This is a genomic window from bacterium, assembly GCA_035371905.1.
Taxonomy (GTDB): domain Bacteria; phylum Ratteibacteria; class UBA8468; order B48-G9; family JAFGKM01; genus JAMWDI01.
In genome coordinates this window covers 1-21,615 of the sequence record DAORXQ010000006.1, presented here as the reverse complement: position 1 = coordinate 21,615, position 21,615 = coordinate 1, and the positions used below count along the sequence as shown (strand labels likewise).

24 protein-coding genes are annotated in these 21,615 nt (G+C 29.7%); 5 read left to right on the top strand and 19 right to left on the bottom strand.

Going from position 1 to position 21,615, the window contains the following annotated elements:
- The first annotated feature begins 116 nt into the window (after positions 1-116).
- From PKV21_01255 to PKV21_01235, 5 genes are all read left to right on the top strand, one after another.
- Positions 117-1,298, top strand: a complete 1,182-nt coding sequence (locus PKV21_01255; protein ID HOM26116.1) for a DegT/DnrJ/EryC1/StrS family aminotransferase — start codon at positions 117-119, stop codon at positions 1,296-1,298.
- Positions 1,295-2,056 carry an amidohydrolase family protein gene (locus tag PKV21_01250; GenBank protein ID HOM26115.1) on the top strand — a complete coding sequence of 254 codons (762 nt, stop codon included), beginning with the start codon at positions 1,295-1,297 and terminating at the stop codon, positions 2,054-2,056. The genes PKV21_01255 and PKV21_01250 overlap by 4 nt, the downstream gene beginning before the upstream one ends.
- Complete coding sequence (locus PKV21_01245) at positions 2,049-2,846, top strand: TatD family hydrolase (GenBank protein HOM26114.1); 798 nt, start codon at positions 2,049-2,051, stop codon at positions 2,844-2,846. Before PKV21_01250 ends, PKV21_01245 begins: the two co-directional genes overlap by 8 nt.
- Positions 2,843-3,937, top strand: coding sequence for an SGNH/GDSL hydrolase family protein (locus tag PKV21_01240; protein HOM26113.1), 1,095 nt, complete (start codon positions 2,843-2,845; stop codon positions 3,935-3,937). Before PKV21_01245 ends, PKV21_01240 begins: the two co-directional genes overlap by 4 nt.
- 89 nt (positions 3,938-4,026) lie before the next feature.
- Positions 4,027-4,647 carry an MBL fold metallo-hydrolase gene (locus PKV21_01235; GenBank protein HOM26112.1) on the top strand — a complete coding sequence of 207 codons (621 nt, stop codon included), beginning with the start codon at positions 4,027-4,029 and terminating at the stop codon, positions 4,645-4,647.
- Between the two features lie 2 nt (positions 4,648-4,649).
- On the opposite strand, the gene PKV21_01230 is transcribed toward PKV21_01235, so the two are convergent.
- The 19 genes from PKV21_01230 to infA form a co-directional block, all read right to left on the bottom strand.
- Complete coding sequence (locus tag PKV21_01230; protein HOM26111.1) at positions 4,650-5,708, bottom strand: Gfo/Idh/MocA family oxidoreductase; 1,059 nt, start codon at positions 5,706-5,708, stop codon at positions 4,650-4,652.
- Positions 5,709-5,725: 17 nt separating this feature from the next.
- Positions 5,726-7,816 carry an acetate--CoA ligase gene (locus tag PKV21_01225; GenBank protein ID HOM26110.1) on the bottom strand — a complete coding sequence of 697 codons (2,091 nt, stop codon included), beginning with the start codon at positions 7,814-7,816 and terminating at the stop codon, positions 5,726-5,728.
- 80 nt (positions 7,817-7,896) lie between these two features.
- On the bottom strand, positions 7,897-9,183 hold the full coding sequence (locus PKV21_01220; GenBank protein HOM26109.1) for an ABC transporter permease: 1,287 nt from the start codon (positions 9,181-9,183) through the stop codon (positions 7,897-7,899).
- Positions 9,173-9,862 carry an ABC transporter ATP-binding protein gene (locus tag PKV21_01215; protein ID HOM26108.1) on the bottom strand — a complete coding sequence of 230 codons (690 nt, stop codon included), beginning with the start codon at positions 9,860-9,862 and terminating at the stop codon, positions 9,173-9,175. Before PKV21_01215 ends, PKV21_01220 begins: the two co-directional genes overlap by 11 nt.
- The gene (locus PKV21_01210; GenBank protein ID HOM26107.1) at positions 9,859-11,499 is read right to left on the bottom strand and encodes an efflux RND transporter periplasmic adaptor subunit; all 1,641 of its coding nucleotides are present in this window, start codon (positions 11,497-11,499) and stop codon (positions 9,859-9,861) included. Before PKV21_01210 ends, PKV21_01215 begins: the two co-directional genes overlap by 4 nt.
- The gene (locus PKV21_01205; GenBank protein HOM26106.1) at positions 11,477-13,039 is read right to left on the bottom strand and encodes a TolC family protein; all 1,563 of its coding nucleotides are present in this window, start codon (positions 13,037-13,039) and stop codon (positions 11,477-11,479) included. Before PKV21_01205 ends, PKV21_01210 begins: the two co-directional genes overlap by 23 nt.
- Before the next feature lie 75 nt (positions 13,040-13,114).
- Complete coding sequence (locus tag PKV21_01200) at positions 13,115-14,206, bottom strand: Gfo/Idh/MocA family oxidoreductase (GenBank protein HOM26105.1); 1,092 nt, start codon at positions 14,204-14,206, stop codon at positions 13,115-13,117.
- 24 nt (positions 14,207-14,230) lie between these two features.
- Complete coding sequence (locus PKV21_01195) at positions 14,231-14,944, bottom strand: MvaI/BcnI family restriction endonuclease (protein HOM26104.1); 714 nt, start codon at positions 14,942-14,944, stop codon at positions 14,231-14,233.
- Positions 14,941-15,885, bottom strand: coding sequence for a DNA methyltransferase (locus tag PKV21_01190; protein HOM26103.1), 945 nt, complete (start codon positions 15,883-15,885; stop codon positions 14,941-14,943). The genes PKV21_01195 and PKV21_01190 overlap by 4 nt, the downstream gene beginning before the upstream one ends.
- The gene (gene purD, locus PKV21_01185; protein ID HOM26102.1) at positions 15,882-17,129 is read right to left on the bottom strand and encodes a phosphoribosylamine--glycine ligase; all 1,248 of its coding nucleotides are present in this window, start codon (positions 17,127-17,129) and stop codon (positions 15,882-15,884) included. Before purD ends, PKV21_01190 begins: the two co-directional genes overlap by 4 nt.
- A gap of 100 nt (positions 17,130-17,229) precedes the next feature.
- Complete coding sequence (locus PKV21_01180; GenBank protein ID HOM26101.1) at positions 17,230-18,330, bottom strand: PilT/PilU family type 4a pilus ATPase; 1,101 nt, start codon at positions 18,328-18,330, stop codon at positions 17,230-17,232.
- Positions 18,323-18,520, bottom strand: a complete 198-nt coding sequence (locus PKV21_01175) for a DNA-directed RNA polymerase subunit omega (GenBank protein HOM26100.1) — start codon at positions 18,518-18,520, stop codon at positions 18,323-18,325. The genes PKV21_01180 and PKV21_01175 overlap by 8 nt, the downstream gene beginning before the upstream one ends.
- Positions 18,521-18,524: 4 nt before the next feature.
- Entirely contained in the window at positions 18,525-18,872 is a 348-nt protein-coding gene (rplQ, locus tag PKV21_01170; GenBank protein ID HOM26099.1) for a 50S ribosomal protein L17, read from the bottom strand.
- On the bottom strand, positions 18,869-19,846 hold the full coding sequence (locus PKV21_01165) for a DNA-directed RNA polymerase subunit alpha (GenBank protein HOM26098.1): 978 nt from the start codon (positions 19,844-19,846) through the stop codon (positions 18,869-18,871). Before PKV21_01165 ends, rplQ begins: the two co-directional genes overlap by 4 nt.
- A gap of 18 nt (positions 19,847-19,864) precedes the next feature.
- Positions 19,865-20,485 carry a 30S ribosomal protein S4 gene (gene rpsD, locus PKV21_01160; GenBank protein HOM26097.1) on the bottom strand — a complete coding sequence of 207 codons (621 nt, stop codon included), beginning with the start codon at positions 20,483-20,485 and terminating at the stop codon, positions 19,865-19,867.
- Positions 20,486-20,503: 18 nt separating this feature from the next.
- Positions 20,504-20,893, bottom strand: coding sequence for a 30S ribosomal protein S11 (gene rpsK / locus PKV21_01155; GenBank protein ID HOM26096.1), 390 nt, complete (start codon positions 20,891-20,893; stop codon positions 20,504-20,506).
- A gap of 11 nt (positions 20,894-20,904) precedes the next feature.
- Positions 20,905-21,315 carry a 30S ribosomal protein S13 gene (rpsM, locus tag PKV21_01150; protein HOM26095.1) on the bottom strand — a complete coding sequence of 137 codons (411 nt, stop codon included), beginning with the start codon at positions 21,313-21,315 and terminating at the stop codon, positions 20,905-20,907.
- A 12-nt stretch (positions 21,316-21,327) separates the two neighbouring features.
- The gene (gene rpmJ / locus PKV21_01145) at positions 21,328-21,453 is read right to left on the bottom strand and encodes a 50S ribosomal protein L36 (protein HOM26094.1); all 126 of its coding nucleotides are present in this window, start codon (positions 21,451-21,453) and stop codon (positions 21,328-21,330) included.
- A 13-nt stretch (positions 21,454-21,466) separates the two neighbouring features.
- Positions 21,467-21,615, bottom strand: a 149-nt coding sequence (gene infA / locus PKV21_01140) for a translation initiation factor IF-1 (protein HOM26093.1), incomplete at its 5' end; no start/stop codon positions are given.

The following is a 21,615-nucleotide window of genomic DNA, read 5'->3' as shown; positions in this document are numbered from 1 at the left end:
TACTTTTTAATCATACATCCTGAAAAACTTCTGGTCAATAGAGTTCCCCTTTTGTCTCAAAATGTTTGAAGTAAATCTTAAAAATTATATAATTAAAAATAAAAAAGGAGGATATCATGTATAGAATAGGGAAAGAAGAAGTAAAGGCAGTTGAAAAAGTAATAAAAAGTAAGGAGTTATTCAGGGTTAAAAGTGGAAAATTGAGTGAGTGTGATAAGTTTGAAAAGGAATGGGCTAAGAAAATTGGAACTAAATATGCTTTACTTTTAAATGGAGGAGGAACTGCTGCATTAATTTGTGGACTTGTAGGATTTGATATTGGACCTGGAGATGAGGTTTTAATTCCATCATATACTTTTATGGCAACTGCAACTGCAGTTCTTATGGTTGGAGCAATTCCTGTTGTGGTTGAGGTTGATGAAACATGTACAATGGACCCGATAGATCTGGAAAAAAAGATAACAAAAAATACAAAGGCAATTATTCCTGTTCATATGGTTGGATTTCCTTGTAATATGGAAAAGATAATGAATATTGCGAAAAGATATAATTTAAAAGTACTTGAAGATTGCTGTCAGGCAGTCGGTGGAAGTTTTAAAGGTAAAAGATTGGGTACATGGGGAGATGCGGGCGCTTACAGTTTTAATTATTTCAAAGTAATAAGTTGTGGTGAAGGTGGTGGTCTTGTAACAGATGATAGAATAATTTACGAAAAGGCAAGTATATTTCATGATAGTGGAACTGCTTTCAGACCCTATGCTGGTGAATTTTCAATTCCTATTTTTCTTGGACTACAATTCAGAGCAAGTGAAATTATGGGTGCAATAATGAGAGTTCAGTTAAAACGGCTTGATAAAATACTGAAGGATTTGAGGAAAAACAAAAGAAGAATAATGGAAGAACTTATTGATTATCCAGGAATTAAGTTTATTCCTTCAAATGATATAGAAGGAGATTGTGGAATTATGATTGGTTTTAGATTTGATGACGAAAATACCGCAAAAAAGTTTGTTGAAATTGCTGGTGGCTACAGACCTATTGATTCAGGAAAACATGTATGGTTTGACTGGAAGCCGGTAATTGAAAAGAGAATATGGCATAAGGAAAGATTGAATCCATATAATTTCCCTGAAAATCAAAATTTAAGACATACTTATACAAAAGAAATGTATCCAAAATCAATAGAGAATTTAAGCAGAACTGTTTTAATTTCTGTCAATCCTGACTGGAAAGATAAAGATATAAAGGAAAAGGTAAAAAAAATAAAAAAGGCAGTGGAAGAAGTTTATAAAAAATGAATATTGAATTTTTTGATGTAAATGTCTGGTTTGGAAATTTGAAAGATGATATAAAGAAAATATCTGTTTCTTTAAAGCGAATCTCTGAAAAACTTGATGAGTTGAATATAAAAAAGGCGATAGTTTATCATATTTCCCAGAGAGATGTCCATCCTGAATTCGGAAATGAAATTTTAATAAAAGAGATTGCAGATAAAGAAAAATTTTATGGAATAATTACACTTTTACCATTTCAAACAGACGAAATAAAGAAAATAGATTTTAAAGATTTAAAAAATAAAAAAATTGTTGGTTTCAATTTTTTTCCAAAGAAACATAACTATATTTTAGATAAAATAACTTTTGGTGATTTTCTTTCTGAACTTGAATATAAAAATTTTCCTGTTTTTTTTGATTTATTAAGTGGTTTTTCTGTTGATTATAGAGATGTTTATTCAATTTTAAATAATTTTCCAAAATTAACCTGTATTTTATGTAATCTTGGTATCTGGAATACAAATCGTTTTACATGGCCATTAATTGAAAAATGCCCAAATGTTTATCTTGAATCAAGTTTACTTTCTTTACAGGAAGGTGGAATTGAGGAAACAGTTAAAAAATATGGAGCAGAAAGAATTGTTTTTGGAAGCGGTTTTCCTGAAAGGTATTTTGAGGCATCAATTCTACAACTTGTACATGCAGAAATAAATGAAAAAGATAAAGAAAAGATTGCACATAAAAATATAGAGAGAATAATTAAAAGGATAAAATATGAATAAACTCTGGAAGGAATTTTTAAAAAAGGGAAAGTTAGAAGATTGTCCTGTAATAGACATCCACTGCCATATGGGACTTTTTTATGGAAGTCATATGCCTTATACTGACCCTGATACCATGGCAAAAAGAATGGAACTGGCTGGTGTAAAATTAATTGTTTTCTGTCATAATTATGCACTTCTTTATCCTGAGGAAGGGAATAAGTACAATATAGAAGCAGTTAGGAAATATCCTGAAAAATTTAAAGCATATTGCGGAATAAATCCAAATTATCCTGAAGTAGTAGAGAAAGATTTAAGTACATTTGATAAATACAGAGATGTATATGTTGGTTTGAAACTTTTACCTGATTATCATAAAATACCCCTTTCAGATAAAAAATATAAACCTGTCTTTGAATTTGCTGATAAAAATAAACTTATTGTCTTAACTCATACATGGGGTAGAAGTATTTATGATGGAGCGGATGAGGTGGAAAAAATATTAAAAAAATATAAAAACTTAATTCTTATACTTGGACATTCTATTCATGGTGATTGGGAAAAAGCAATTGAATTTGTTAAAAAATATGAGAATGTTTATCTTGAACTTTGTGCTATTCTTGATGAAAGAGGGATAATTGAAAAATTTGTTTATGAAATTGGTTCTGATAGGATACTTTTTGGTACTGATTTTCCATGGTTTAATCATCATTATTATATAGGTGCTTTACTTGGGAGTGGAATTTCAGAAGAGGATTGTAGAAAAATACTTTATTTAAATGCTAATAAAATCTTAAAGATTTTTGAATGATAAACTTCCTTTCTGCTATAATATTTTTGACTATTGGAGTAATTGTGTATAACTCAAACTATAAAGTTATATTTAAGCATGACGATTTAATTACTGTAAATGAAGGGAAATGGGAAAGCGATTTTTTTCCTGTAAAAGAGTTTAATTTTTATAAATTAACCTTTACTTCAAAATCACCCTATAAAAATTTCTGGGCAATTATTTTTTATGATAAAAATAAAAATCAATTAATAGCAGATAATTATTCAAGTTTTGATAAAAGTACGGATTTTACTGAAAACACTTTTTATTTTAGAGGAAAATGTAATGCTAAATATGGAAAAGTAATTTTTCAAAAAATTGAAAGGAATAAAATTCCATTTGAAATAAAAAATATTTCAATCAAAAATGCTACTGAAAAGGAAATTTTATACTGGATGGAAAATTTATACAAAAAAATCCCGGAAATTAAAAAATTTACTATAAAAAAGAATTATATACCTGAAACAATGAAAAAACTGAAAAAAGGAGAAAATTTAAGGATTGTAATGCTTGGAGACAGTATCATAAATGATACGGGAAATTCTTTTTTTGATATCCTTCTTAAAAAAATATATCCAAAAGCAAAAATAAAAATTATAACATCTGTAAGAGGAGGAACAGGTTGCTGGTATTATCAGGAAGAAAACAGAGTTAAAGAGTATGTTCTTGATTATAATCCTGATTTACTTATAATTGGTGGGATAAGTAATAAAAATGATACAGAAGCGATAAGAAATGTTGTAAAACAGGTAAGAGAAAAAAAGCCAGACACAGAAATAATTATTATGAGTAAAGCGGTTGGAAAAGAAGGAGACCCAAGAACTAATCCCGAATGGACATTTGAAATACCGGATGATGAGAGTTCTTACAGATATAGATTAAAAAAACTTTCAGAAGAAGAAAAGATTGAATTTTTTGATATTGAAGCATATTGGGGTGAATATATAAAAAATTCAAATTTACCTTATGATGTATTTTTAAGAGACCCTGTACATGCAAATGAAATTGGCAGGATTGTTCTTGCTTATCTTTTATATTTTTATCTTATAGAAACAGATGCTGAAAAATAAAATTGAAAAAGAGAAATTTTACAAAATTATGATGATTTGAAAACTAATTAAAATTATGATATCTTAAAGTTAAGAAAGAAGGTGGGAAAATGGTTGAATATATTAAATGGCTCGGTCATGCTTCTATTTTAATCTCAATTGGTGAAAAAAATATTTATGTTGACCCATGGAAACTTAAAAAAGACCAACCAAAGGCAGATTTAATTCTTATTACTCATTCTCATTATGACCATTTTAGTCCTGATGATATCAATAAAATTATAAGAAATGATACAGTTATTATTGGACCGCATGATATATTAAAAATCAAAACAGGAGAAAAGATAGAAATTAAACCAGGACAGGAGACTGATTTAAAATGGGTTAAAATTAAAGGTGTTCCAGCATATAATATTAATAAAAATTTTCATCCAAAAAGTAATAACTGGTGCGGATATATTATTGAAATTGGAGGAAATAAAATATACATTGCAGGTGATACTGACTTTATTCCGGAAATGAAAAATATAGTTGCAGATGTGGTTATATTACCTGTTGGAGGAACATATACTATGACTGCAGAAGAAGCAGCAAATGCAGTAAATATAATTAGACCAAAAATAGCAATACCATATCATTTTGGAGACATTGTTGGTTCTGAAAAAGATGCAAAATTTTTCTCTTCTTTTATTTTAAATTCAGAAGTTAAAATTTTAAAAATTGAAAAATAATTTTATTTATCAAAAATAACTTCTTTGCCTGTATCTGAACTTATATACATTGCTTCAAGAATTTTTATGACTTCAAGACTCTCTTCTGGTTTAACTGGTACTTCTTTATCCTCTTTTACACATTCCAGAAATACTCTTAACTCTTCATGATGGGGAGCAACATTTGGTAAAACATCTAATCTAAGTTCAATATCCTGAAGAATCCCATTCTTCTCCTTTGCAAGTTTTCCATTTGGCCATCTTATTCCACCTTCAGTTCCAAATAAAGTTGTTGAAAAATCATCTATTTTTTCCATATTTGCAAGAAAACTGCAGGTTAAAGTTAAAGCCCTGTTATCAGAAAACCTTACAAATCCAGAAGCAAAATCCTCTACATTATATTTTTCTCTATCCCACTCTCCCCAAAGCCCTCTTATATCTTTTCTCTTTGCTAGTTTTGTTAAAGTTATACCCTTTACAGAATGAACTTTTGGACTTCCCATGAACCAGTAAGTTAAATCAAGAATATGTACTCCTATATCAAACATTGGACCACCACCTGAAAGTGCTTTATCTATGAATGTAAAACTTGTTGGAAGATGTCTTCTTCTCAAAGCATATGCAATTGCAAAATAAATTTCTCCAAGTTCTCCATCATCTATCAGTTTTTTCAGAGCAACCGACTCTTTCATAAATCTCATATGTTGTGCAGCCATAAGTTTTTTACCTGATTTTTTTGCCTGCTCAATCATTCCTTCAACTTCCTTCTTGCTTACAGCAAGTGGTTTTTCACATATTACATGCTTTCCTGCTTTTAAAGATGCTATTGTTGCAGGAAAATGGACTGTATTCGGAGCACAGATATCAATAATATCAATTTCTTCAATTTTCAACAATTCTTCATAATTTTCAAAAACATATTTTATTCCCATTTCATTCTTTGCAATATTCCTTACATTTTCTGATGGATCAGAAATTCCAATAACTTCAACATCGGACAACTTTTTCCATCCTGGATAATGTGCCCATCTTGCAATTCCTCCAAAACCAATAAAACCAACTAAATATTTACCATTTTTCATTCCTTGCCTCCTTGTTTTTAAATTTCAAAATTAAATCTGACATCAACAGCAATACAACCTTTTTCTTTTACTATTAAAGGATTTATATCCATTTCTTTTATCTCTGGAAAATCTGAAACAAGTTGGGATACTCTTAATAATGTCTCTTTAACTGAATTTATATCCACTTTTGGAATATTTCTGAAACCTTTTAAAATTTTACTTGTTTTTATTTCATTAATCATATTATCTACATCTATATCTGTAACTGGGATTACTCTGAAAGATACATCTTTTAAAAGTTCAACATAAATTCCTCCAAGACCAAACATTATTAAATGCCCAAATTGATTATCTTTATTCACTCCCACGATTACCTCAACACCTTTTTCAATCATCTCCTGAATTTGAACTCCTGTAATTTTTGCATCTGGTTTATATCTTTTTGCTGAATTTATTATATCTAAAAATGCTTTTTTTCCTTCCTCAGGAGTTCTTATATTTAACTTAATTCCACCTGCTTCTGTTTTGTGAATTATATCAGGAGATACAAGTTTCATTACATAAACACCTTCTTTTTCTTTTAAAAATTTCTCACATTCTTCTTCATTTTTTGCCAGAAAAGAATTTATAACATTAATCCCGTATAATGCAAGTATCTCTCTTCCCTCAACATCTCCTATTACATTTATATGTTGCTTTTTAAAATAATCTATTTTTTCTTTAACCTTCTCCTTTTGAACTTTAAACTCAACAATACTTCCTTTTGATTTTTCTTCAATTCTTTTTTTATAATCAAACATTGCTTTAAAAGAAACTATACCTCTTTCAGGAGAAAAATAATTTGGAATTTTATTTTCTCTCAAAATCTTAATTCCTTCTTCAACCCTTTTCCCACCCATAAAACAGGCAATTACTGGTTTATCATATTTTTTTGATATTTTTACAATACACTCTGCTGTCTCCTTTATCTGGGTTGTTACCTGAGGAGTTAAAATAGCCATAATACTATCAACATTTTCATCGGAAATCACACACTCAATTGCCTTTTCATATCTATCTGCCTGTGCATCTCCTAAAACATCAACAGGATTATGAATATTTGAAGCAGGAGGTAAAAAACTCTTTAGTTTTTCTATAGTATCATTTGAAAACTCTGCAAGTTTAAGTCCTGTTTCTTCTATCATATCAACAGCCATTACTGATGGTCCACCTGCATTTGTAACAATACCAATTCTATTCCCTTTTATAACTGGTTGATATGAAAAAATCATTGCAAAATCAAAAAGTTCTTCAACCGTATCTGCTCTTATTATCCCTGACTGTTTTGTTGCTGCATTAAATGAAGTATCTGAACCTGATAAAGAACCTGTATGGGAAGTTGCTGTTTTTGTTCCACTTTCTGTCTTTCCTGATTTTACAACAATTATTGGCTTTTTACTGCTGACTCTTTTTGAAATATCAATAAACCTCCTGCCATCACTTACCCCTTCAAGATAAAGAAGAATAACATTTGTATCAGGGTCATTTTCAAGTTCTTCAATTAAGTCAGATTCAGAAACATCTGCTTTATTCCCAAAACTTATAAATTTAGAAAGTCCTATATTTTCTTTAACTGCCCAGTCCAAAACAGCAGTTCCAAGAGCACCTGATTGAGTAATAAAAGCAATCTTTCCTTCTGGTGGCATTTCAAAAGCAAAAGAAGCATTTAACTTATTTTTTGTATCTATAATTCCAAGGCAATTTGGGCCAATAAGTCGCATTTTATATCTTTTAACAATTTCTTTTAATTTTTCTTCTCTTTTTTTCCCTTCTTTTCCTGTTTCTTTAAATCCTGCTGAAATAACAATAAGTCCTTTAACTCCTTTTTTACCACATTGTTCTGCTACATCACAAACAAATTCAGATGGTATTACGATAATGGCTAAATCAACAGAATCGGGTATTTCTGAAACATTTTTATAACATTTAAGATTTAGAATTGTATCTGCTTTTGGATTTACTGGAAAAATTTTACCTTGATATCCACCATCTATAAGATTTTTTAAAATTTTAAATCCAAGTTTTTCTGGATTAGTTGAAGCACCTATCAAACACGCACTTTCAGGTTCAAAGAAATATTTTAACATTTTTTCTCCTTTTTAAATTAATTTCAATTTAAGGAAAACATTATAAACCTTAAAATATTTTTTTTCAAATCAGATAGAATTTACTCGTATCTTAATGCCTGTATTGGGTCAAGATATGCTGCTTTCCTTGCAGGATAAATACCAAAAGTTATTCCTACACCAACAGAAATTGTAAAAGAAAGAGCAATTGACCACCATGTTATAACAGTCGTCATACCAGCAAATTTTGTCACAAGTTTAGGTATTAAAATACCAAGTAATATCCCTATAAAACCACCAACTGAAGATAATATAACTGTTTCAAGTAAAAATTGACTTATTATGTCCTTTCTCTTTGCACCAACAGCCCTTCTTATACCAATTTCTCTTGTCCTTTCAGTAACTGTAGCAAGCATAATATTCATAATTCCAATACCACCAACTATAAGTGAAATTGCAGCAATTGAACCTAAAACTATATTGAAAATTCTTTTTGTATGTTCTGCCTGAAGCAAGAGTTGTAAAGGAACAAGAATTTCATAATCATCTTTTTTGTGATTTATTTTTAATATATTTTCAATTATCGCAGAAGTTGTCAAAATCTTATCGGTATTATTCACTCTTACTATAAATCTATGGTACTTAACCCAGTTTCTCTCCCATTTTGAAACAGGCCCTTCTTTTGAAGCAATTTCAAACTCGCCAAAATAAGACCTTCCTGTTGTAAACGGAATATATACATCAAAATTAACATCTTCAGCAGCAAATCCTGTTGTTCCTGTTGTAACTCCCTTTTCTTTTGCAACACCTATTACTTTAAAACTGTAATTTCTTATTGTAATTGTTTTGCCTATGGGGTCTTCTGTTGGAAATAAACTTTTTCTGATAGAATAACCTATAACAGCATAGGGTTGTATCAATTCAATATCAATCTGTGTTAAAAATCTTCCCATTTCAAGACCAATATTCATAACATCTTTATATTCAGGATATGTACATACAATCCTTCCCTTAATACTTTTTTCCATATATCGCATTTCTTCTTTCATTTCCCATGTAGGAACTATAAGGTCAACTGAAGGGATAGTTTTTATCATCTTATAATCATTTTCTAAAAGACCGTAAACACTTACAAATGTTGTAGCTTCCTGGGTTATTCTTGTTTCTGGTGGTTTTACACTTCTCACAATAATATTTTGACTCCCGAGTTCTTTTATTTTTTCCCTTGCTTCAAAACTTGCTCCCTCTCCTATTGCAAGCATAGCAATTACTGATGCAACTCCAAAAACAATGCCAAGAATTGTTAGAAGTGACCTTAATTTATGAAGAAATATATTTTTCACACCAATTTTAATAATCCTTAATAAATAGTAGATTTTACCTCTCATCTATTATTTCTCCATCCAAAATTCTTACCACCCTCTGACCATATTCAGCAATCTTTGGGTCATGAGTAATTATAACAATTGTTCTGCCCATTTCATTTAATTTTATGAATATTTCCATTATTTCTTTTCCTGTTTTTGTATCAAGATTTCCTGTTGGTTCATCTCCAAGTAACATAACTGGTTCATTTACAAGTGCCCTTGCTATCGCAACTCTCTGCTGCTGGCCTCCTGAAAGTTCAGTAGGTCTGTGATACATTCTATCACCGAGACCTACAAGATTTGCATAATATTTTGCCTTCTCAACTATTTCTTTCTCTTCTATCCCTCTATAAATCAAAGGAAGACCAATATTTTCAATTACATTCAACTGTGGAATAAGATTATAATTCTGAAAAACAAAGCCAATTTTTTTATTTCTTATTTCTGAAAGTTTGTCATCATCAAGTTGATTTATATTTACACTGTCAAGAAAATACTCTCCTTCTGTCGGTTTATCAAGACATCCAATTATGTTTAAAAGAGTTGTCTTTCCACTTCCAGAAGGTCCCATAATTGAAATATGTTCTTTCTCTTTTACTGTAAGATTTACATTTTTTAAAGCAGGAACTTTTACTTCTCCAAGGTCATAAATTTTTTTAACACCTCTCATTATTATTATTGAATTATTCTCATTACTCATTTTTTAATTTCTTTTTCAGGTGTTTTTGTTTCTATTTTCCCCTTCTCTGCCATTTCTTCTTTTTTGACTGTCCCTTTTGTTGGTCCTTTATAACTTAAAACAACAACATCTCCTTCTTTTAATCCCTCTTTTACCTCAACCATTGTTTCACTACTTTCGCCAAGTTTAACATTTCTTCTGACAATATTTTTCCCTTCAAGTACCTCACAATATGCCTGTCCTTTTTCAAAATTAACTGCAACAATTGGAATTGCTATAACATTTTTTAATTCTTTTAAGAGTATTTCAACATCTGCATTCATACCAGGTCTCATTGCTTTATCCTTATCTATCAATTCCACCTTTACTACATAAACATTTACATCAGGATTTAATGATTTTAATGATTGGTCTGGCATATTTGAAATCTGAACAACTTTACCTTTAAAAACCTTATTTGGGATTGAAGAAATTTTAACATTTGCAATCTGGTCTAATGAAATTTTCTGAATGCTTGCTTCGTGAACTTTAACATCAACACCCATTGAATTAAAATCAGGTAATACCAGTAATTCTTGTGATTGCCAAACAGTTGCCCCAGGTTGTATCTGAACACCTTGAATCAATGCTCTGAAACTACCTGCAGAAGTTGAATATGTAACAAAACCAGGAGCAGTTGCAACTATAGTACAATTTTTTATATTTGTTTCAAGGTCAGTAAGTCGTTTTTCGTTTAACTTATATGCAGCCCTTTTACTTTTTAAATCTGATTCTGCCTGAATTAATCTTGATTTTGCTTTTGACTTTGTTCTATCAAGTTCCGCAACTGCTTCTGTATAGTTTGATAATAATTGTTCTAAATTTTTAGGAAATTCATAATTAACAAAAAGTTGAAATGATAATTGTGCCTGTTCAAGATTAACTCCTTTTTGTTTTAAAGATAACTGGTCTGCTTCAAGTTCATTTTTGGTAATATAACCCTTTTCAGATAGTTTTTTACTCCATTCAAGTTCGTTCTGTGCTCTTATAACTTCTTCTTTTGCAAGGTCAATATTATTTTCAAGTTGTCTTTTCTTATTTAATGCCTCTCCTCCAAGTTTTTCACTGTTTATAATCTCTTTATAATCAATATTTTCTCTTTTATTTTTTTTCTCTATCACTTCATTTGCAAGAGAAGCACCAAGGTATTTCTCAAGGTCCATCTTTGCAAATGTAACTTTTAATTCTGCTTCTTTTATCATACTATCATTTTCTTTTTTAACAATTTCAAGGTTTTCCTGTGCATTTAAATAACTTGCATAACTGTTTTCAACTGTTATCTCCATTTGGTCTCTTTGAGTTTCAAGGTCATCAGAATCAAGTTTTACCAGTACCTTCCCTTTCTTAACATCTTCTTCAGTAATTTCAGTCCCTTCATCAACAACTTCAAGGATTGTTCTTCTTCCAGGAACCTGATTTGTAATTTTTGTTGATTTTAAAGCAACAAGATTTCCTGATTCATGAATTGTTATAGGTAAATCAACTTTTTTAACTTTATATGTCACTATGTCTTTTGATTGTTTATCTGTTGAATTGAAAAAATAAAAAACAGAAATTAAAATGAGTATTAAAATAAAGCCCAAAAATATTCTATTTTTAAAAGGTCTTAAGTATTTCATTTATATCTCCTTTCCATATACCATTTTCATCAATTTCAAGTTTTTCTGTTGTGTAAAGAAAATTTAAATATTCAAGTATAAAACTTACAATTGAATTAATAACATTATTTTTTGCAGATAAATATGCATCCTGTGCTTCAAGCAGGTCCCTTGTTGTTGCTCTTCCTGCCTGAAGTAATAAATCTGTACTTTCTACCCTTCTTTCAGCAAGTTTAAAACTATTCAATTGAATTATATAACTCTGATAACTTTCTTCAAGATTTCTGTAACTATCAATTATTTCTTTTTTTACTGTATCTACTTTTTTATCAAATGACCTTTTTGCTCTTTCATATTGGATAAGTGCTCTTTTATATTCATTTCTCTGAGGTAATTTATTAAAAGGAATGTTAAAATCAATTCCTAAACTATACTGAGGTGAATTTAAATCAATATTTGGCCTATCTTTTATATCTCCTGAACTCTTTATAGAAGCATTCATATTTATTGAATTTTTCAGATTATTAAGGGCAATTTCAACTTTCCTTTTTGAATCCTCCACTTTTTCATATTCAGTTATTAAATCAAGCCGGTTCTCCAAAGCATATTTTATAAATTCTTCTGTATCAATTTTAACTTCAGACAATGGCTTTTCAAATAATTCTTCAATTTCTTTATCAGTTAAAATTAAATTATATGATGGAGATAATCCGAGTTTCATTTTGAAAGAATCAAGAGAACTGTAATAAAGATTTTGTGCATCTATCCACCTCTGATAGGCAGTATATTCATTCTGTCTTGCCTGGTCAACCTGAAAAGCAGCAATTCTTCCTGCTTCTGAAAGCATTTCAATTCTTTCTCTTGTATCTTTAAGATTCATATAATTAGTATAATAGTTTTCCATTCTCTTTTTATAAAGAAAAAGATTTAAATAGTCCCTCGTTATTTCTATTGAAAAACTCTTCTGATACCTTAAAAAATCTCTTATTTGATATACAGTATTTCTTTCACTTTGAATTAAATTTTCAAGCGCTATTTTTCTTCCCGCTCCTTTAAAAAGTGGTTGAAATAGATTAAGTGAAAGAATTGACTGAAATGCTTTCTCTTTATCTCCTGTTAAATATTGTAAAATTGCTTCACCTATATTAAAAGTTACTTCTCCAGCAGTAGCAAGTGTTTGAATTAAATTTAAATTCAGATTTGAATTTATTGTTTCTTCATCAGATTTACTCCAGTTGATATTACCTGTTAATGTTATTCTGGGTTTAAATAAATATCTCTGATATGTTAAATCTAAAACTGAAAGATAGACATTTTCTTTTGCTGTCTGATATTCTCTGTTTTTGTTTGAAGCAAGAATTAAAGCATCTTTCAATGATAAAATAACTGTCTCTTTTTGAGTATCCTCACTTAAATTTACAGGCATTTTATCCTTTTTTACTTTTTCGCTTTTTTTATTAAGAATTTCATAAACTTCTTTATCAGCAGATTTCTCATAATATTTCGGTGAACAGGATACAAGTAAAACCATGCTAAATATAAATAAAATGTTCCTTTTCATGAATAATCTCTCTTTCCATTAAAGTATTTAGACAGAGTTTTTAACAATAAAGTTTAGTATATTTTAAAATCTATTTCAGTCAATCTTAACAGGTTTTTTCTCCTCAGATGATTTATATATTGCATCAATAATTTTCATTAAAATTATTGCTTCCTCTGGTTTTGAAAATGGTTCTTCCTGTCTTCTTATTGTATTCACAAAATTTATAACTGCTCTTTCCCTTCCCATTTTAGGGTCTGGTTCAACTATAATTTTTCTATTTACTGGTTTCCCGTATTCCATTGTATAAAGTTCACAATCATCAATTGCAGTATCATCTATTCCATCCCTTCCAAAAAGTCGTCTTATCATACCACCTGCCTTTGTTCCCTGAAATGTAACCGATACTTCTTCCCTTTTATTCATCTCTGCCCAACTATTTCTTGCAAAAAGAACCTGGTCTGTTTTAAATGTAATAAAAGCATGTGAACTTGTCTCAACATCCATTATTCCACCTTCAACATCAGGTATTCCCCACGGACCTTTAAAATCAGGATTACCTGAAAAATCATTGAATGTTTTTGCAAGAACAAAATCAGGTTCTGGAAAACCTATAAAATATAAGGCAAGGTCAATCATATGAAGAAGGTCAATAACAGGGCCTCCTCCTGAAAGAGATTTTTGAGTAAACCATCCACCAAATCCAGGAATACCACATCTTCTTATCCATAATGCCTGAGCAGAATTTATTTTTCCAACATCTCCATTTTTTATGTATTTCATAAGTGCCTGTGCTTCTGGTCTTGCTCTATTATTGAAATCAAACATTAAAACTTTTTTTGCATCTTTTGCTGTTTTTACCATTTTTTCTGTTTCTTTTGCATTTAAAGCAGGTGGTTTTTCACAGAATACATTTTTCCCATTTTTAAGACATTCTATTGAAACCTCTGCATGATATTTATTTGGAACACAGATACTAACAATATCAATTTCTTTTTCCTTTTCAAGCATTTCTTTATAAGAAGAGTAAACATTTTTTATATTGAATTTTTCTGCTTTCTGCTTTGCTCTTTCTGTATCAATATCAGAAATTGCAACAACATCAACTCCACTTTTTAAATAACCTGAAATATGATAATCAGCAATTCCACCTGCTCCAACAATACCTGCTTTCAAATCTTTCTTCATATCACCCTCCTTGTTTTAATTTAATTATAAAATTTCTTCCCTTTTTTGATAACATAAATCTAATTTATTAAAAAATACTCTAAAAGCAGTTCCATGGTCATGTGTTCTTCCATCTGGATATTGCCCTATTCTAATATCAATCAAAATTATTCCTTCTTTAATAAGTTTTTTAAAGTTTTCAAAACTAAATCCATTTAAATAATAACCTTCATTAAACCAAAATTTTTCACTTTTACCTTTATTTTTTGTCTCTACTTTGATAAGAATAAGACATTTCAATTTTCTTTCAAACGCTTTTTTTAATCTCTCTTCTTCCCAATATGCAACAACACCATCTTTAAAATGAATTAAATTTACTTTGTCAATCCCAACTTCAACTTTAAATCCATTCTCGCCTTTGATAGTATTGAAACTAATTCCATTTACAGTAGTATGTAGAATTTTTTTATCTCCTCGTGGTGATAAATATCCATATTTTGAAACTAAATGAGAATTTATTTTTGGGGGAAATGGCGTAAGTGTAAAAAGAGTTAACATACATTTTGTATCTTTCCTAATCGCCTTTAATTCTATAAAACCTAAAGCATTAGGACCCGGTATATTATTTTCTTTGATACCTAACAAATCTTCAAGTGTTTTACCAATTCCTGTTTGTCCCTTTCTATGAGTTTCTATAAAACCCATTTCTTTTATTTCTAACAACTTTCTTTTTAAATCCTCAAAAGAATTTAAACTCATTTAGGCCTCCAAAAATCAAGAATATATTCAAAAGTTGTACTTAAAGTTATATAATTACTTGGATACCCAAAAATTCCAACATTGTTAACCAAATTTCTTTTATCCCATATTATAATATTTCTTAATTCATAACCAACTTTTTCCATTTCTTCTATTACATAACAATGGGTTGGATATCTTTTATTATTTTCCCATAAATCATTTAGATTTATTACGCAATGCCTTTTTGGTCTTAAAATAGGTAAAATATTTTTAAGAATTTCTGCCAATGCTTTTGCAAATTCTTTTGGAGGCATTGTTCCAAGATCTCTTGGGTTAAAAGAATATTGTTGAATTTTTTTATAATACTTATTTTTTCTCAAATCACATCTAAAACTTTTATTTAATCTTTCTCTTAAAAGTAAAGTTGCATAAGGTGGTGAAGTTACTATAAGTGATACCATATTTTCTTTTAAATATTTAGGTATATTTATGGCATCATCACATATTATAATTTGTTTTGTTCCTGTCTCAAAAATTTGTAGATTTTCTTCTAATCTCTTTTTAGCAAATTCAACATATTCTGGATTTAAATCGAATCCTACTGCATTTCTATCAAGGTCTCTTGCAGCAATTAACGTTGTACCTATTCCAACAAAAGGGTCTAAAACCAGTTCTCCTTTATGTGTAAAAATCTCAATGCATTTTTTAGGTAACCCAATAGGAAATACAGCAGGATGTATCTCTTTATCTCTTATATCTCTTTTCTCATAATAAAATTCCCAAATTGCAACTTGTCCTTTAACCCATTCCTTCGGAGAAATACAACTTAAATAATTATCTGGGCAATCGCATGTCTTTTGGAAATTAATATCAATAAATCCATCTATTTTATACTCTGTGCTTATATCTTTAAGTTTAAACCTATTTTTGTTTTTTCCCTTTAACTTAACTCTTTTCATAACTCACCTATATCTTTTCTGTAATGCTTTCCTTCAAATTCAATTATACTTGCTGCCTTATATACTTTTTCTCTTAACTTTTTCATATCTTTATCAATACCTGTAATACCTAAAACTCTTCCACCATCTGTTAATATTTTACCATTTTCTACCTTTGTTCCTGCATGAAATAAAATAACATCTTTAACTTTTTCAATTCCTTTTATTTCCTTTCCTTTTTCATATTCACCAGGATAACCTTTTGAAGCAAGTATTACACATAATGATTTTTCCTCTTTCCAGTTAATTTTAACTTTTCTCAGATTTCCTTCAATCACACCTTCAATAACTTCAATCAAATCTCCTTCCATTCTTGGTAAAATAACTTGAGTTTCAGGGTCACCAAATCTAACATTGTATTCAAGAACATAAGGACCTTTTTCAGTAATCATCAATCCAAAATATAAAACACCCCTGTAATCAATATTTTCTTTATGAAGTCCTGTTAAAGTTGGTTCAACTATTCTTTCCTTTATAATTTTCTCAAGTTCTTCATTAAAATAAACTGGTGGAGAATAACAACCCATTCCACCTGTATTTGGACCTGCATCTCCATCAAAAACCCTTTTGTAATCCTTTGCAGGAACCATAGGTATATATGTTTTTGTATCTGTAAAAATCAAATAGGATAGTTCTTTTCCAGTTAAACAATCTTCAATTACTACTTTTGGCTCACCTTTAAAAATTCTATTGATGAATATTTCTTCAAGATATTCTTCTCCTTCTTCTTTATTTTCTATAACTTTTACTCCCTTTCCAGCAGCAAGCCCATCATATTTAATAACATAAGGGATTTTTCTCTTTTCAATTATTTTAATCCCTTCTTCAAATGTTTCAGCAATTTCAAAATCAGCGGTAGGAACTCCATATTTTCTCATAAATTCCTTTGCAAAGCATTTAGATGATTCAAGAGTTGCTGCTTTTTTATTAGGACCGAAAATCTTATATTTTTTACTTTCAAAAAAATCTACAATTCCATCTGATAGAGGATTTTCAGGACCAACAATTATAAGGTCAATATTTTTTTCTTTGGCAGAATTTAAAACCTCTTCAAAATTACTTAAATTCTTTTTTAAGCACTCTCCAACAAAAGAAATACCACCATTTCCAGGAATAGCAAAAATTTCATATCTATCAGAAAAAGTCTTTATCTTCCAGACAATTGCATGTTCTCTACCACCAGAACCTATAATTAAAATTTTCATTTTGTTCCTTATAAATTCTATTTTAAATTAATTTTATAGTCAACTTTATTATGAGTGAAAATTATGCTTAAGGTGAGTTAATAAAAATCTTTAAAATTTACTATTCTCCAATAATTCTTGTTTCTTCATCAAGATATATACCTCTCAAATTCATTTCAAGAGTATGAGGTGAAGGAGAAACAGAAAATGCAACTTCCTGAGTTATTATATCATTCTGGATTAACTGAACAAGATGTTTATTAAAGGTCAACATTCCTTCTTCTTTATCTGCTGCCATTGCTGAATAAAGTTTATTTATTTTATTATCCTGAATAAGTTTTGAAATTACAGGAGTTACAATCATAATTTCACAAACAGGAACAAGCCCTGTGTTATCTTTTTTTGGAACAAGTTTTTGACATATTGTTGCTCTTAAATGATAAGCAAGTATTTTCCTTACCTGTTCATGCTGACTTGAAGGAAAAAAATCAAGAATTCTTGTAATTGTTGTTATTGTATCTATTGTATGTAAAGTGGAAAAAACAAGGTGTCCTGTCTCACATGCACTTATTGCTGCCTGAAAGGTGTCAACATCTCTCAACTCTCCAATCAATATTATATCAGGGTCTTCTCTTAAAACATGTTTTAAAGCAGAGGCAAAAGAAAGTGTATCTATTCCCACTTCTCTTTGATTTATAACTGATTTTTTATCTCTATAAAGATACTCTATAGGGTCTTCAATTGTAACTATATGTTCCACTTTTTCATTATTTATTATTTCTATCATAGAGGCAAGTGTTGTTGATTTTCCGCATCCTGTTGGTCCTGTTACAAGAACAAGACCATCATTAAATAGAGCAATTTTTCTTACAACAGGTGGCAGATTTAATTCTTCAACAGAAGGTATTTTATCTTTTATTCTTCTTAACACAAAACCAGGATACCCGCGTTGCCAGAAAGCATTTACCCTGTATCTGCCAACCTCTGGATTGTCAAAAGCAAAATCAGATTCTTTTTCTTTTTTAAAAACATTCCTCTCTTCTTCAGGCATAATTATTTCAAGAATTTTAAAAAGGTCTTCCTTGTTTAATATCCCATCCCATTCATTGACTTCAATTAATTCTCCTTTAATTCTTAAAATTGGTTTCCTTCCAAATTTCAAATGTAAATCCGAAGCATCTTTTTCCTTCATCAATTTTAAAAGAGAAAAAAAATCATTCATTTTTTACCTTTGTTTTTCTTAGGTACTCTTCAATTGCAACATAAATTAAATTTTCTCCCTTTTTAATGTCTATTGCAGGAAGTGCTCCCTTAATCAACTCATGTGCTCTTTTTGAAATCTCAACTATAACTTCATAAATGTTCTTTTCCTTATCTATTAAATCAAGTATTTTCAAATTTTTGTTTTCCATTTTTTTATAAAAGTTTTATTATTGCCTTTTCTGCACTATCCCCTTTTCTAAATCCAATTTTTATAATCTGGGTATATCCACCATTTCTATCAGAAAATCTTTTTGAAACATCAATAATTTTTTTTACTGTTTGAGGATGATTTAAAAATTGATTTATTCTTCTTATATCCGCTAAAGTTCCCTTTTTTGCAAGTGTTATTAATCTTTCAACAATCCTTCTCAACTGCTTTGCCTTAGGGACAGTTGTCACAATTTTTTGGTTCTGAAAAAAACTTATTGTAAGATTTCTCATTAGTGCTTTTCTGTGTGATTTATTTCTACCGAGTTTTTTAATATCTTTCTTATGCCTCATTTTGACTCCTTTGTTTGAGCAAGTTCAGAGGAAGATTTAAGACGATACCCTCTTTTCTTTAATGCCTTTTCAATTTCTTCAAGTGATTTTTTACCAAGATTTTTCATTTCTTCAAGAGTTTCAATTGGTGTATTTAAAAGGTCTCTCAATGTTTTTATGTTTTTATTCTCAAGAGCATTATATACTCTTGTTGAAAGTTTTAAATCAGTAATTGGAATATCAAGTTCATCTTTTATTTCCTTCTTTTCCGTAATTTCCTCTTCCTCTTCTTCTATCTTCTGTCCCTTTATAATAAGTTCAAACTGCTTTTCAAGAAGTTCACATGCATAATTAACACTCTCTTCAGGAGTTACTGCTCCTGTGGTCCATACTTCAAGAATGAGTTTTTCATAATCAACAAACTGTTCAACTCTTGTATTTTCAACATGGAAAGTAACCTTTCTTACAGGAGAATAAAGTCCATCCAGAAGAATCGTTCCAACAGGTAAATCTTTAATCATCAATTTCATTTTTTCAATGGGTAAATATCCAAATCCTTTTGTAATATCAATTTCAAATTGATATTTTTTACTCGGATCAACAGTTGCAATGTGTAAATCCTTATTAATAACCTCTACTGAACCATCATTTACAAGGTCTCCTGCACAGATTTCTTCTTTATCAGAAATTTCTACACTTACCGTATGGGGATATTCATTTATTATGGGTTTTAAAGCAATCTGTTTAACATTTAAAACAACCTCTACAATATCCTCTTTCATCCCTTCAAGTGTTGCGAATTCATGTAAGACACCTTTTATTCTTAACCCTGTAATTGCAACACCTGGAATGGAAGAAAGAAGGACTCTCCTTAAAGCATTTCCTATTGTTACACCATATCCTCTTTCAAGTGGTTCTATAATCAATTTACCGTAATTTTTTCTCAGTGTCTCTTTTTCCCATAAAAATTTTGATGGATAAATAAATTCTTTCATTTTTCACCTCACTATTTTTTATTTTGAATAAAGGTTAATTATTAACTGTTCTTCTACAGGAATTGAAACTTCACTTCTATCCGGATATCTCAATATTTCTATTTTAAAATTCTCATCATCTACTTTTAACCATAAAGGCCTTGTTCTTGTTTTATATTCTTCAATACATTCTTTAACTGTTTTAATATACTTACTATTTGGTTTAACCTGTATTATATCACCTATTTCAACAAGATATCCCGGTCTATCAACTCTTCTTCCGTTTATAATTATGTGCCCATGGTTTATTAATTGTTTTGCCATTTTTCTTGAATGAACCCAGTTTGCTTTAAAAACAACATTATCAAGCCGTCTTTCAAGTAATTGAAGCAATACTTCTCCTGTAACTCCTTTATGTTTTTTAGCAATTTCAAAATACCTTTTAAACTGTCTTTCCATTACTCCATAAAATATTTTAACCTTGTTTTTTTCTCTCAATTGAAGACCATATTCAGACATTTTTTTCTGTTTTATCAATCTTATTTTACCCTTTCTCTGGTCAACTGCGCATTTATCACTTTCACATCTTCTACCTTTTAAATAAAGTTTTATTCCATATTTTCTACATATTTTACATAAAGGTTTTGTATATTTTGCCATATTTTTTCCTCCTTCTCACTATACTCTTCTTCTCTTTGGTGGTCTACAACCATTATGGGGAATTGGAGTTACATCTTTAATAGAAACAACATTCAATCCAGCACTCTGTAATGCTCTAATTGCTGTTTCCCTTCCCGGGCCAGGTCCTTTTACTTTAACATCAACTTCCTTCATATTAAACATTGTCTGGGCTCTTTTTGCTATATTTTCTGCTGCAAGTTGTGCTGCAAAAGGAGTCCCCTTTCTTGTACCCTTAAAACCACTTGTACCGGCACTTCCCCATAATAAAACATGTCCCTCTGGATCAGTAATGGTAATAATAGTGTTATTGAAAGTTGCTTTAATATGAGCAATACCTTTTGGTACTGTTATTTTCTTTTTTCTCTTTTTTATATATTTTCTTGGCACCTTTTACCTCCTTATTTTTCCTCTTTTTGCTGTTTAATTGCTTTCCTTGCTGCTTTATCTCTAACAACACCAACTGTTCTTCTGGGTCCTTTTCTCGTTCTTGCATTTGAACGAGTTCTCTGTCCTCTAACAGGTAAAGACAACTTATGTCTTATTCCTCTATAACAATTTATCTCAATCAATCTCCTTACATTCTGTGCAATTTCCTGCTTTAAATCACCCTCTATTTTATAATTTTTCTGAATAAAAGAAGTTATTTTACCAAGTTCTTCTTCGGTCAACTCTTTTACTCTTTTATCTCCATTAACTCCTGTATTTTTTACAATTTCTTCTGCTCTTTTATCTCCTATCCCATAAATATACATCAAGGCAATTTTCACCTTTTTATTATCAGGTATTTCAACTCCAAGTATTCTTGCCATTTTTGTTCCTCCTTATCCCTGTCTTTGTTTATGTTTTGGTCCATCCTGAGGATTACTACAAATTACTCTGACAATCCCTTTCCTCTTTATTATTTTACACTTTGGACAAATCTTCCTTACAGATGCTCTAACTTTCATTTTATTTCTCCTTTTATATTCTTTTAATAATTCTTCCTCTTTTTAAATCATACGGAGAAATTTCAACTATAACTTTATCTCCAGGAACAATTTTTATATAATTCATTCTCATTTTACCGCATAAATGTGCAATGACTGTATGTCCATTTTCAAGTTCAACTT